The 14,016-nt window shown below is 34.6% G+C and carries 9 protein-coding genes; 6 read left to right on the top strand and 3 right to left on the bottom strand.

Annotated features, from left to right (window positions below; translation table 11 throughout):
* Positions 1-37 precede the first annotated feature (37 nt).
* The 6 genes from D1816_RS09480 to D1816_RS09455 all read left to right on the top strand — a co-directional run bounded on the left by D1816_RS09480 (position 38) and on the right by D1816_RS09455 (position 10,779).
* Positions 38-2,023, top strand: a complete 1,986-nt coding sequence (locus tag D1816_RS09480; RefSeq protein WP_118502495.1) for a hypothetical protein — start codon at positions 38-40, stop codon at positions 2,021-2,023.
* Positions 2,024-2,039: 16 nt separating this feature from the next.
* On the top strand, positions 2,040-3,140 hold the full coding sequence (locus D1816_RS09475) for a hypothetical protein (protein ID WP_118502493.1): 1,101 nt from the start codon (positions 2,040-2,042) through the stop codon (positions 3,138-3,140).
* Positions 3,141-3,992: 852 nt separating this feature from the next.
* Positions 3,993-6,440 carry a hypothetical protein gene (locus tag D1816_RS09470; protein WP_118502491.1) on the top strand — a complete coding sequence of 816 codons (2,448 nt, stop codon included), beginning with the start codon at positions 3,993-3,995 and terminating at the stop codon, positions 6,438-6,440.
* Between the two features lie 264 nt (positions 6,441-6,704).
* Positions 6,705-8,456, top strand: coding sequence for a hypothetical protein (locus D1816_RS09465; protein ID WP_118502489.1), 1,752 nt, complete (start codon positions 6,705-6,707; stop codon positions 8,454-8,456).
* Between the two features lie 209 nt (positions 8,457-8,665).
* Positions 8,666-10,138, top strand: a complete 1,473-nt coding sequence (locus tag D1816_RS09460; protein WP_118502487.1) for a hypothetical protein — start codon at positions 8,666-8,668, stop codon at positions 10,136-10,138.
* Positions 10,139-10,410: 272 nt separating this feature from the next.
* The gene (locus tag D1816_RS09455) at positions 10,411-10,779 is read left to right on the top strand and encodes a hypothetical protein (RefSeq protein ID WP_066319328.1); all 369 of its coding nucleotides are present in this window, start codon (positions 10,411-10,413) and stop codon (positions 10,777-10,779) included.
* A gap of 135 nt (positions 10,780-10,914) precedes the next feature.
* On the opposite strand, the gene D1816_RS09450 is transcribed toward D1816_RS09455, so the two are convergent.
* The 3 genes from D1816_RS09450 to D1816_RS09440 form a co-directional block, all read right to left on the bottom strand.
* The gene (locus tag D1816_RS09450; protein WP_118502485.1) at positions 10,915-12,177 is read right to left on the bottom strand and encodes a nitrate/nitrite transporter; all 1,263 of its coding nucleotides are present in this window, start codon (positions 12,175-12,177) and stop codon (positions 10,915-10,917) included.
* Between the two features lie 66 nt (positions 12,178-12,243).
* Entirely contained in the window at positions 12,244-13,539 is a 1,296-nt protein-coding gene (locus D1816_RS09445; RefSeq protein WP_118502484.1) for a TRAP transporter large permease, read from the bottom strand.
* Entirely contained in the window at positions 13,536-14,012 is a 477-nt protein-coding gene (locus D1816_RS09440; protein WP_118502482.1) for a TRAP transporter small permease, read from the bottom strand. Before D1816_RS09440 ends, D1816_RS09445 begins: the two co-directional genes overlap by 4 nt.
* Between the last annotated feature and the right edge of the window lie 4 nt (positions 14,013-14,016).

Here is a 14,016-nt window from a genome sequence, read left to right as displayed (position 1 = left end):
TTACAACTCGATTTCAGGAACACTTCAAGATCGTGTTTTGGGCAGACCTGCCCAAAACCGATCCCTGAAATCTGTAGGTGAAACAGGAAGCAATACCCTTAAGCGAAACCCTAAGAGTTACCCAGTAATAGCTAAAATTGATACAGAAATGAAACCCAGCTTAAAAAGAAGAAAACAACAGCCCAGATCAAAAAGATCACTCGGTATAAAACGAAATCCAAAAGGAGGAAAAACCAATAGTTCAGATCATAATAATCGTAGAAAAGAACGTGCAAAAAAGAAAGCGAATACCATAAGTGAATTACGACCGCAGAGCCCTAAAAACCCAGTTTATGATGTACTAAAAGGACGAAATGTATATCTGACCACCGATGACAATGGTAAACAACGATTTGTACCCAAAGAGAGTGAAGCGACGGCTAAAGAAAAAGCAAAAGGACTTTTTATTAAAGACAGTACGATTATTAAAAAAGGCAAAAATGCATTGAGTAAAGATGCACAACCTAAACTAGATAGTACGGGTAGGAATACCTATCCCGTAAAAGGAGAAGACGATACAATACAGTACTTACCCAAGGAAAATGATGCTACTCAAGAAGAAAAAAACCTGGGGCACTATGTTGAAGAGAGCTCTTTGAACTCATCAGTGAAAGCTAAACAAGCCAGCGAAGGAGGACTACCGATTCGTGACCTTGGTAAGGGCAGAAAAGTATATGCAACACGATCAGAAGATGGAGATCAAATTTTTTTACCCAGAGAACAGGATGCCACTTCCTACGAAAAAAGGAAAGGGTTTTTTGTAACTAATGAGAGTGCAGCAGCACAGACCCAAGGGAAACGAATGATCAATGATAAACCCATTCGGGATTTGGGTAAAAACAGAATGGCATATCCCACAGCATCGACTAATGGAGAAATTGTTTTTTATCCACGACAAAGCGAAGCTACACCCAATGAAATTAAAAGAGGACAGTTTGTAACCGATGAAAGTGTTAAAGACCAAACAGAGAAAAAAGCCAGTCAAAAAGAAGAAGCAAAGTATAATAAAGATAAAAACCGATTCGAATATCCATATGAAGATCAGGAAGGAGAAATCACCTATCTACCCAAAGAAAATGAAGCCAGTGAAGACGAAATAGCCAAGGGGCAATATGTAAATAACAAAAGCGCAGAAAATCCTGCCGACCAATGGACGCCAATAGCCAACGGAAAACCTAAATACGAAGCCGATCGCTACCTGTATCCAGTTACAGATATCACTGGCAATTTAGCATATCTGCCTATAGCAACAGAAGCAACAGCTAGGGAGTTAGAAAATGGCTTGTATCTACCCTTTGAAAGTATAGAAACCTCAGGTAGAATTATAGATCGGGCGTTACGCGCACAACAACTACATCCCATAGGTCCAATCAGCGCCAGTAATGCCACAGATCAAGACAGGCTATTATATGCCAAAACTGATCCAAATGATGAGGTACGATACTTGCCCAAAGCCAGTGAAGCCACAGCAAATGAGATTGCTAACAAACAATTTATACCAGATGATGAAACAGATCCTGCCACAGCAAGACAAGATCTGGGGAGAAAACCCTTTAGTGAAGCTATTGATGGTACCGCTTTGTGGGATGGTAAAAGCGTACCAGCGCCTACAGCACTACAACAAATAGCAGTATTAAGAAGTTTAAAACCCAATTTTGACCCAGAACATGGGCGTATGCTATATCCTGTACCCAAAACTGATGGCACACCACAATACCTACCACTAGTCGAAGATGCTACACCTGAGGAAATAGCTAATGGTAATTATGCTCAATTTACTACAGAACAACCTCTGACAGACGTGATACAACAACACCTTGGTGAACAAACCTATGAGGTATTAAATGGTGTGATAAAAGCTATTGCAATTGCTGATGTAGAAAAGGTTTTTGCAGAAGTGCCGCTTATGTTGATGATTAATAAGGAAATACAAGAACAATTTGATAATCAAACTAACGCTACTCAACAATGGATTGGGGAGTAAAATAAAATTTAAAATTATGAGACCAAGTTTAATAAGTTTATTCCCAAAAACGACAAGAACATTAATTGAACCGATACTTCATTCGTCTGGATTATTTTTTTTTCATGATATAAAAAGTATTCACGAATGGCGTCCTTTTTTATTAGGAATTAAAAAACATTATAAAGATCTAAAAGAAGAGTCTGACCATGGTAGGCTAGCAAATTATGCAGTTTCATTAAACGGAACATTTATCAAAATACAACCAACCCTAGGTAACCCTGATGAAGAGGAGTCTCCTATTATATCTGGAATACAAACTCTGGATAGTCAGAACAACTCTGCAAGCTTAAGTGTTCTGGGGTCTTTAAAGAGAATTCCTAATCCTTGGAGTGTAGTAGATTCCTTTTTAGTAAGGTCATCAGATACAACTATATCTTCAGGTACAACTATATCTTCTGATACAGCAGCTATTGAAATAGGGATTTCAGAGCAGTCCTATGGTGGACGTACAGCTGTTATTGCAGCAATAATGACACATATGTTTGGTGGAGAGATATATAATATATATGGTAGAAGAGAAGAATTAGCAGTGAATTATCACAAATTTTACATAGGTTCAGGTATTGGAGGGGCTTTATTATTGGCTTCTCATCAATTAGAATCTGTTAAAGTAAAAAAAGGTACAATTATAGATCCAAGAACATTTACACCTATACCAACAGCCATTTCTGCACAATATCAAGCAATAAAGCTTTTTTTAAATAAAAATGAACTGTTATCAAAAAACCAAAAGGAAAAAATACTAACAGGCGTAGAGGATAGAACAAAAGAACTTATCACTTTACTATATAGAGATGAAATAAACGTTGCTAATGCATTAAAAGAGAATTTTGGAAAGACAATAGAGTTTTTGTTGACCGAAGGCAATGAATTAAATAAACCAGAGATGAAAACCTTTGAAACACAAGGGGAAACTAAATTAAAAGCAGATGGTGCGGAGTTTAGCGACGATGAAGATGAAGAAAGAATTGAAAAGAATAGAAAAAAGCGAAGAAATAGCTTAAAAGATAAAGATGTTAGAACTGGGGAAAAAGGCAAAAATAAAACACGTAATAGATCAGGATCCAGTAGCTAATTTGGTAAAGTTAGTATCATCCTAATTTATAATATATGATATACGATTGACGCTATATTGGACTCGTTAATGCCAATTTTATAACTCGTGCCGTACCGAGTAAGAAAATAGTATCAGGATAAAACGAGAAGTATTTGCTATTAGTGATTATCTATGTACAGGAACATTTTTAGATACTATACAACAAATAAGAAACAAGAAAAAATAGGACCCAGACATTACTGTGAGTGAATTAATACCATTTGTTGTTTGAATTTACTGGAAAGAAAAATTAAGATTTTTTTGTTTCCCCAGCTACCGCTAGTCTCTAACTAGTGGCAGTAAGAGTGAGTAGTTTGTAAACTTACCAGATAGATATCGCGGATTTGTAATCCATGTTGAATTAAGTAACATAAGTTCGATATAAAAATTACTGTTATTCTGAATTTACAGGCTAAGCAAATCCTTTCTTCTTGTGGAGAAGGTTAGGGGGAGAGGTTTTCACATTAAGAACCCTTACTCATTACCACTAGTCTCTGACTAGTGGACAGCAAGAGTAAGTAATGTATAAAACTTAACTCTGGCAAGTATGTGCTCTGGATTATACATTAGACTTTCGTAATGAAACTCGAAAATACAATAAGCATAGGGGGTTTCTTAGTGTCAGCATAGCAGTTTACCCAGAGCATGTCGAAGGGCTATGGTTATACTAAAAAAATGAAGCGAAGCGACTGTTTTTGAGGCGGTTTAATGATGTAATATTGTTTTAATACATAAACCGGATTCAATTACATAGCGATTTCTATATAGGATCTCACAACTAAGTATCCTACAAAAAAATGGAGTCATTACTAATATTTTAAAAATTAAGATATGCTAAAAAGAAAAAATAGTCAAACAAAAACAGAGAATCAAGACCTCTTAGACCTTGATCTAAATGACCCTACCGCGACAAAGGAACGAGAGAAAAAAAGGCAAAAATTAAAAGATAGTGGTGATAAGGGGAGAGGAACTTCTGATTATGAAATCTCAGGATCAATGGAGATAAAGGCGTCCAAAGAAGAAAATTTTTCTATTAAAGAACATATCACTTTTCTAAATGAATTTTCAGAAAGAACAGAATTAGATGGGTTTACTGAGGAGCAAAACCAATTTTTTCAACGAGGAAAAGAAATCATTCGATTAAGAACTAACCCTCCATTTTACTTAAGAGATGATTTGAATAAAATTGATAATGTTAATAAATACCAGTTTGTTAGAGATACAACCGACCCTCAATATATAAGAAGTGCCAATCATCCGTTTTGGAGTGAAAATGCCAATAAAGTTTCGGTATTCAAGAGAGAAAAAAAAGGGATATTTGATGCTAATCAAGGAAGATTTATAAATACGTTTAGTGCAATAACAAACAAAAAAGCAAAAGATATTCTATCTAAGGAAAGTAATAGTGCTGAGGGTGGAATTTTATATGATCAACATCTTACCTATAAGAATCAAATCATTGATCAAATAGTTAAAGGAGTAGAAGGTAGTGAAATAAATATTACAATAGGGGCTTATAATGACTACCCGAATCTTATGGTACACCTAGAAGCTGAAAAATTAGTTCCTAATTTATTAGAAGAATTATCCGTTGACGAATTAAAAAAGTTTGTTGAAGATGAAAAGAATGGAAAAAAAACAATAAATAATACTAAAGATCAAATCATCGAAAAACTGTCTAATGGAACCTTATCCTTTCGAACAGAAACAAAAAAAGCATTTACCTTATTTATGCTCAGTTATTACACGGGATTAGTAAATAAAATCTCGGAAGAAGAGGGATTACAAATATACATGGCAGAAAGACAGAGTTTTGGTTATGCTTCTCCAAGTATTGCAGAAACAATTGGCAGTTTTAGGGTAAACATAGGATTGATGCCTCCAGAGTATGCAGATGTGCATATTAAAGCACTTAAGCAATTTGAGGAAAAGTTAGGAGAATTTAAAGAAATTGAAGCAGATAAATCGCATAAAAATCCATTTAAGCATGAGGGGAGGAGGAGTAATGATGGAAAAATCCTTTTGCATACAGCAACCCGATCTCAACATCCCAAAAACAATATTAATGCTATGGCATTTAATGGAGAATCTATTGCAAATGTTATGAAAGCAACGATAGGAGGGTTGAATGGGAATTCTTGGGATAAAAATACTGAAATAGTTCAATATACTGCCAAACCAGAAGTTCCTTCTATAATCCTGGATGATAAGTTTTATAGTACCATTATAACACCTTACCAAGAAAGTTTGTCTAAGTTCTTAGAGAGTCAATCAAAAGACGAACCTTATTCTGAATTAAATAAAGAATTTAGTAAAGCAATTGCTAGTCTTAGTGAAAATAAAGTGTCGGGAGAGGTTGTAGAAAAATTCGATGTTATACAAGACTATTTGGCAACGTATGCGCTGCTACTAGTGGCCAAGGAAAAAACGTTTGATGATTTTGGGTATGGTAGTGAATCAGAAGCTGAAGATGAAGTATTTGATGATTATAGTTATGGTAGTGAATCAAAAGATGAAAATAGGGATGTAGACTTAGTTATGGAAGCCGAAGATGAAGTCACAGAAGGTGGTAAGACAAAAAGAGAAGGAGGTGGTAGGCTAACCGTAAAAAAAATAATTACCCATAATGGAATGCGAGCATTAATGAATCCCATATTTCATGAAATGGATAAAATTAAAACTAAAAGAAATGACAGAGGGGAAACCGTCAATGCAGATATACCCATTAATTATGCCAATACGTATTATGAAATTGAGGCTATTCTAGGGAGTACAAAATTTAGTAAATCGCCGAAAATAACATTATCAAATTATCTGGATGCACCTATACTAATGCGCGATGTTAATGCCATAGTTATAGATGGCAAGAAGCCAACAACAAAATTATTGGAAGAGCTTGATGCTTCAAAAAGTCCGGTGTGGATTATAGATACTACGAGTGCTACCCAACCTGAAATGCAAAAAATCGTGGATAAATTTAGAAATAATGAGCAAGGCGAAATGCTTTATCTAGTATCCAGCGGTTTTAAAAATGAACAAGGAGGGGCAGATAAAAATTCCTACGGCACCATTCGGGTGGTATCAAAAGATAAAGAAGCAATTGATGCCGCTTTAGAAGCTGTAAAAAACATAGACGGCCCACTGGCAGAAGTTTCACATGCCTATCGTCGGATACTAAAAGATATAGGAATGGTACCTCGAGATCTCGAGATTATAAAAAAACCTAGAAATGATAACAGGGAAGAAACTGGTGAAGTTATTAAAATGGATTTACCCTGATCGTAAGATGCTATTATCCCTAGTTACCGCTAGTCTATAACTAGTGGCGATAAGAGTGAGTAGTGCATAAAACCTATCCAGACCCGAAAAACCATGAATTTTTCGGATTAATCTGTTAACGATAATCTTTTAGATTTTTTCATAAATAAAAAGGAGAAGGATACACTGAAAATATAAATGATTATCATTTAGTAAATACTAATACAAAAACAAAGCATGTTCAAATAGTTGAATGTTATGTAGTTATGTGAAAATTTAAGAAGTATGAGAGCGTTAAAAATAAATAATCAAGCAAGAAAAAAGGAACAAGATAAAACGAGAGAGAATAAAATACCTTTAAGGAATGATTTAGAAAACGATTCTGATGTTATGGAAGTGGATGAGCAAAGCGATACACTCTCTAAAGAAATATTTAGCAGTAATAAAGGTAAAGAAAGAGGTACAGAAGAGGGAATTTTTGAAAACAGAAACAATTTAGAAAACTCATCCATAACAAATTTACAATTAAACCCAGTACAATTATTATCAGAAATGGCGGAACCTCGCATTAATACCATTGGTACTGAAGGCTCTCTGGAACGAAATAGACAAATTGAAATTATGAAATATTTGAATGAACAAGTGATCTCTAAATATTTTGGATCAATACCAGAGGTATTTCGTATTGGAAGTTTGGTGTTGTCTCCAGAAATAGAGAAATCGCAATTAAGGAGTAGTAATATGTTTAGTATACCGGCAGGAATTACAAATGGTAGATCTTTTGATAAAGACCTTTTGAGGAATAATGATGAGATGAAGAACAACATTAGAGATAATGTATTGGAAACCTTAAAGAGATCAGGACAATTAGATTATCTCAATACTACAAAATTACTTAATGATAAGGATTGGAGAATTGTAGTTGATATAGATTTTTATTATGATAGACCTAAAGGAAAAGTTGTCTTTCATAAGGATACAGTGGGTAGAACTATGTTTGTTAATCTTAACTTCAATAATGATATTGATATACTGGGGCCGGAGTATATTGTAAATCCCCCAATTATTCCAGATCATATAAATAAAAGAAGACTGCACCCTACATTTGAACAAAATTTAAAAGACGTTACTAGTGGTCTGGAAGAACCTACTGAAATAAAAGTAGCTATTGTAAAACCTTTCGGAATAGTAAGTTTTGTAGATGAATTGATACATCATTCCTCACCATACAGAGACCATAGAGGGATTCCGATTTCTTTAGTGCCAATGGAAATTTTATTAAGGAATTCCGAGTTTAGAAAAATGAAAGTGGCTAATGACTTTACTAATCTTGTTGTTAATGCTTTACCTAATAAAACATTTTCAAACAATGATTTACAACAAATGGGGCTTGAGCCTCACCAGATACATTACCTGTTCAATTCCATTACTAACTTTCAAATGAGGAGTTTATTGCATAATAATGAAGAATACAAACGTCTAAAAGGGTTAGTAGAGAATAGCACTGCTGATGCTGGGGTTAGGCAATTTATAGGATTGGTAGAAGACACTTCAAATATTTCGATATATGAAAAAGAATATTTGAAAGAATTAGGACTTTTTCCTGATCAAATTAACTTTTTGTTTCCGAACCCCATACCAATGGAAAGGATTCGTTTGAAGCTTAATGGTAATGTAGAATACGAACAGATGACCCAACAAGCAAAACAGTATGAGCAATTTATGAGTAATGGTTTTTTGCGAAAAGAACAGTTGATAACAGAAAAACTTATGTCAGAGGATGAGGCTAATGCACTATTTGATAAATATAATAAGCCTGATTTTTCAAAAGCTAAACTTGCTACTGTTGGAGATATTGCCTTACCTCAGGCAGGTACATTAACTAGACAAATGAGCAATCGTAATTTGCTCGCAGCTTTTAAAGAACCAAGAATCGAAAAACGTCAATTTTTTAGAACGTGGGTTCAGGCAGTTCATATAAGTGAGTTACCAGCTTTAGTAGCTGATACAGGATTTAGTCCTTTTAACGTAGTCTAAGTCTAGGGGTTAAGCTGCATTATGAGATTTTTGAATATGACGGTTGGGGAGTAAGAAAAGGAACACACCTACTCGCTATCGAAACGCGTTCGAGTTATATGTACGTGGTAGAATTAAGGTAGGATTAGAGAAAATATGTAATAGTAGTGTATATCCTTAGGGAATCAATACGAGCAATTTCAACTTAAAAAAATTAAAATACAATACTGATGAAAAGAACAAGACCTTCAAATAGAGCAGAAACCCCACCCAGAAACCAAAGAAGAAAACTAAGTCCCGAAGAAAATGAGGATACCTTTGACAATGAGGAGGTAAATACTGATCAAACTGCTAATGAGATACCAGTAGTTGAGACCGAGACGCCGACAGAAAATTTAGATACGCAAAGCCCGGTTGCAGAAGAAGCACCACAACAACCAACAGATACTGTGGCGTCAGATTGGATACCTGGTGTAGGAGGGTTGTGGCAATCCAGAAATGATGATACACTTTTTTATGATGGTATCAACAAATATTACGTTCGAAAAACAGGGGAACAATACCAGTATATTGATAATCCTGTGAATAATCAGGTTTTTGGAACGGTGTTTAAATTTGATGCTGTTCTAAACCAATTCGTAGCAGATACCCCGGATACAGAGATACCTGAAGTTAACCCAAGAGTGCAGGCAGAAATAGCAGCAATTACTATAGAAGATGCCAGGGTATGGTTAGAAAGTAAAGAGTATGAGTTTTTACTAGGTGGAACAAAAATCGTTGCTAAACAAATAATTACCTCTCTTTATTTTGGCGCAAAACAAGACGCCTATGAGCTGTTTAAGTATTGGAATGCTGTACATAAGGATGATGTAAATAAACAAATCAGTCTCGAAGAAAGTGGAATAGATATTAATGCTGTAGAAATCGAGATAGCTTTTGGACAAGAGAGAGAAAGAAATGAACGAGAACGAGAACAAGCAGCAGCCGAAAGACTAGCGCCACCTACTGCGATATTTCAATTTGGAGATAGGGGTATAAATACCTCTTTGTTTAGTAGAGAAGGAGGATTTCATAATATCTATAGCATAGATGACGGTCAGGATCGATTGGTAGGAGGAGTTGACAATGCAAACCTACTGATACGAACCCCTAAACCTATTGAAGAGGCTACTTCTGTAGCTAGTGGGATACGTAATTATAATGCTTTAAGAAATAAAATAAACCTTCCTGTTATCTATAATAGTAGAACAGCAGCAGAACAAAATTATTATTTGGTAGAAAAGATTCCTAACGCTTATGATAAAGATCAAATACGAGGAGTTCTTAACCCTGGAGATGACAGAAGACTCCAGCAAGTAAAAGAGGTATTAAAGGAAAATATAAGAGAAGTATTCAACGCATTGCAATCCGGTAATGTAGCTCAAGAATCTGTGCCTGATTTTAGACCTGATAATGTGATGTTTAGGAATAATGGAGAATTGGTATATATAGATTTTTCAGAACCAGGAGAAAATTGGCAACCAAGACAGTTAAATACCTTTGTAGCTACTTATAAGGGGTTTATAGAGCAATTTGCAGGAAGAAGTATAGAGAACGGAATCCTAGCGGCTCCGGTAGTGTATCAGTACCTTATCCGGGACTTACCCCAAGGGTTTAGGGATAAAATGAATCAACCAGGTATTGATCAAGCTTTATTTAGTTAACCTTATGACAAGTAGTTCTTTACACTCAGTAAATGTTCTCTGTGCCTACAGCAACTTGCTGATGATTAATAAAAGATATATAGAGGGAATATATACAGTGCAGATGATGAGTACTCCTTTATAATGTATTATTCATGTGTCAATCATTAAATATGTATTGCTACCTATCAGTGCTTGTCTTTGAGTATTAGAGACTGAACTTATATAGATTAAAGACTATGCTTTAGTATACATACAAAAATCATAATATAAACAACTTAAAAAGTATCAAAATGGAAGAACTAAATATATTTACGCGTATTTTAAATCAATTTGGGAGCTATATAAACCATCTGGACTGGGGATACATTTTTACCTTTATGATTATGGCCTATGCCAGTAATAAAATAAATCCAAAAAGCAGAAAATGGAAATGGGTTCCTAAGTATATGTCGGTAAAATGGTGGCCTGTTATTATTGGGATATTATATGCTTGTGCACTTTTTTTTATAAGAGATCACAATTTTGTAGAAGCAGAGATGCTTTTTAAATCCTTTATTTTTGCCGTAGCGTTTCAACACACGATTCTCGAAAAGTTTTTCAGTTTGTTAGAAAACAATAGTACACATCAAAATAAAGGTAGTAGTAAAGGAACAAAATAATAGTGTCAATACCTTTTATATATAAAATTGGTATTATTATTTGTAATAAAGAGAAAATGTATGTTGAGAATAGTATAGCTAAAATCTATTCTCAATATATTTTTTCTAATACATTTTTTAGAGTGCTGCTATAGTCTAATGCTTTTCCTTTTTATACAATTTGTAATAATACCATGCCGCTAGACTCCCTATAGATGAGAATAAAGCTAACATCCAAAATACATGTTGATGCCCTTCTTGACCTGGCGAGTTTTCTAGAAGATAGCCTATAGCCGGACCTGCAAATATATCAGGAGTATACCCAATCAAAGAAATAATACCAACTGCGGTTCCTGTAAGTACTAATGGAATTTTTCCGCGTTGCATGACAGCAAAGTATAAAGAACGAGCTGAATAAACCCCAGTGGCTACGACCAAGATAGATATAAAAAATAAAGCTGTAGAAGAGGCAGAAATTAGACCTGTAGCAAACAATAACGCTCCAAAAAATGAAATTATAAAACTAATCAATAACCAAAAAGTAGTTTGTGATCGATCGGCTAATATGCCGATTAAAACCCCAATAACAGGTCTGATAAATAATAAAAAAGTACCTACTTGGGCGGCTTGTACTTGATCATACAACATAATATCTTTGGCATATAACGAGAATACATCTGTAATTTTATATCCCACATAAGCACATAAAATAATGATCATAAGTAACCAAACTGAAGGTAGGCGTAGTACCTCTTGCACTTGGGATACTGTAATTTTTTCTATGATGATTTCCTTTTCTAAGGTATGATCTATTTTCATGAAAAACCAAACTAATATACCTACAATACTTACAATACCAGAAGATATCAAAATTACATAGCTAAATGCGGCTCTGCTTTCTAAGGCGGTGGCTTCAGCAATTTCTGAGGTAATAAATAATGAGAATATCAATACTCCTAAAGCTCCGAATAGCGCACCTACTAATCCGCGACCACCATCTAAAAAACCAAATGCTTTACCTTGAGAGGTAGTACCACCCCATACTCGAGTAGCTTTAATCATGGGAGCCCAGAATAAAAATATGGTAGTAAAGCCCCAGTATCCATAAAGTACTTTTAATGTTGTATAATCAGGAAAAGTGGCATATACTAATCCACCGGCAGCGGTCATCCATAATGCCACTGCAATCAATTTTCTTGGCGGAAATTTATCTGCTAATGCTCCTCCAAAAAAATAAGAAATTAAGGCAACAATGCCATATGTAGAAAAACATATGCCTAGTTGGATATTGTCTAAATTAAATGCCTCAAGGACTGTTGGTCTAAAAACGCGAGCAAGAACAAATGGCAAAATAAAAACAGATTCCCCAGCTAAAATTACTAGAAGAAGAAAATACCAAGGGGTTTTTGTTTGATGCATTGAGGGTGTGAATTAGTATTTGTAGGTTTAAATATATAGATTCTTGCCCAAACAATAGCATGTTTACTACAGATCAAACTGTTTAGGTAACCATAAACTCAATTCTGGAATGTATGTGATTAATAATAGTACCACAATCATGATTAAAAATAAAGGCAATAATGGCCTAATTACCTTCTGAATTGAAAGTCCAGCAACACTGCAACCCACAAATAATACAGAACCCACAGGGGGTGTACACAATCCGATACAGAGATTTAAAATCATAATAATTCCAAAATGTATTGGATCTAAGCCTATTTTGGTAGCAATAGGCAGAAAGATAGGAGTGAATATTAGAATTGCAGGAGTCATATCCATAAATATACCAACAAAGAGTAAAATCAAATTAATAATGATTAGAATAACGATTGGGTTATCACTTATTGCTAATAAAGCATTGCTAATTTCTTGTGGGATATTTTCATAAGACATCACCCATGACATTGCCATAGAAGTCGCTATTAATAGTAATACAATAGAAGAGGTTTTTATAGTTTCTAAAAAAATAGGGAATATATCTTTAAAAGTGATTTCTTTATAAAGAGCGGCTAATAGCAATGTATATACTACTGCTATTGCAGAAGCCTCTGTGGCCGTAAAGATACCGGCAACAATACCACCAATAACGACTACAAGTAATAATAAACTTGGTAATGCTGCTAGAAAACGTTTAAAAAACTCTGAAATGCCTACTAATTTTTCGGTTGGATATTTTTTGAGTATTGAATAAATAGCTGCAATAAGCATTAATGCCAATCCAAGAAGTATACCAGGAACATACCCTGCAATAAACAAAGCAGCGATAGAAACACCGCCACTTGCTAATGAATACACAATTAAGACATTACTTGGCGGGATCATTAGTCCAGTAGTAGCACTGGTAATATTTACAGCAGCACTAAAAGATGGGTCATATCCGTCTTTTTTCATCATGGGATTCATAAAACCACCTATTGCAGAAGCAGCAGCTACCGCAGAACCGGAAATAGCGCCAAACAGCATGCATGAAATGATATTTACAAAAGCCAATCCACCCGGTAATGGACCAACAATAGCTTTGGCAAAATTAATAAGTCGTACTGCAATACCGCCACGATTCATAATTTGACCAGCTAATATAAAAAATGGAATTGCTAAAAGTGTAAAACTATCTAGAGAGGTTGCCATACGTTGCGCCAAAGTTGTTACCGAAGGTAAGAAAGGCATTGTGGTTATTAATGTGAAAAAAGCAGCCAAACCAATAGCATATGCAATAGGAACTCTTAATGATAAGAATATCAAAAAGCTAATGACTAATATCAATACTTCGGTATAATTCATAATAAGGAAGTGTTAGTGTCATTATTCTTATAGTAAATATAAAGGCTATAATAACAGATTAATATTCCTGAGATAGGAATAACCAAATAGATAAGACCTAAAGGAATATGTAATGCAGCAGAGGTTTGTTCAAACTGAAATGAGAGTATGCATAGGCGTATGCCCCCAATAATCATAATTGCAAATCCAAACAAAAATATTGCGGCATATACGATTCCATCATATACTTTTTTCTTACGTTTAATTAAAGCTTCGGGAATAAGATCAATGGCCAAATGTAATTTTCGTCCAGTTGTATAAGCAGCACCTAGTACACCTAACCATATCAAAGAAAAACTTGAAAGTTCATCGGTAATCGTACTTGGTGATTTTAAAATGTATCTCGAAAATACTTGCCAAACAACACTAATTAGCATAATAAAGAGTAAAAAGACCAGGATTTTTTCTAAAATAGAATCGATTTTAATTTTCATCTGT

It is taken from the genome of Aquimarina sp. AD10, from assembly GCF_003443715.1.
GTDB lineage: Bacteria > Bacteroidota > Bacteroidia > Flavobacteriales > Flavobacteriaceae > Aquimarina > Aquimarina aggregata.
Note: the sequence above shows the minus strand (reverse complement) of the source record. Positions and strands in the feature narration are given on the sequence as shown.

Excerpts from the sequence above, each read along its gene's own strand:
- D1816_RS09455 (WP_066319328.1), top strand. The coding sequence starts at position 10,411 with ATGGAAGAACTAAATATATTTACGCGTATTTTAAATCAATTTGGGAGC.
- D1816_RS09445 (WP_118502484.1), bottom strand. The coding sequence starts at position 13,539 with ATGAATTATACCGAAGTATTGATATTAGTCATTAGCTTTTTGATATTC.
- D1816_RS09440 (WP_118502482.1), bottom strand. The coding sequence starts at position 14,012 with ATGAAAATTAAAATCGATTCTATTTTAGAAAAAATCCTGGTCTTTTTA.
- D1816_RS09450 (WP_118502485.1), bottom strand. The coding sequence starts at position 12,177 with ATGCATCAAACAAAAACCCCTTGGTATTTTCTTCTTCTAGTAATTTTA.
- D1816_RS09465 (WP_118502489.1), top strand. The coding sequence starts at position 6,705 with ATGAGAGCGTTAAAAATAAATAATCAAGCAAGAAAAAAGGAACAAGAT.
- D1816_RS09470 (WP_118502491.1), top strand. The coding sequence starts at position 3,993 with ATGCTAAAAAGAAAAAATAGTCAAACAAAAACAGAGAATCAAGACCTC.
- D1816_RS09460 (WP_118502487.1), top strand. The coding sequence starts at position 8,666 with ATGAAAAGAACAAGACCTTCAAATAGAGCAGAAACCCCACCCAGAAAC.
- D1816_RS09475 (WP_118502493.1), top strand. The coding sequence starts at position 2,040 with ATGAGACCAAGTTTAATAAGTTTATTCCCAAAAACGACAAGAACATTA.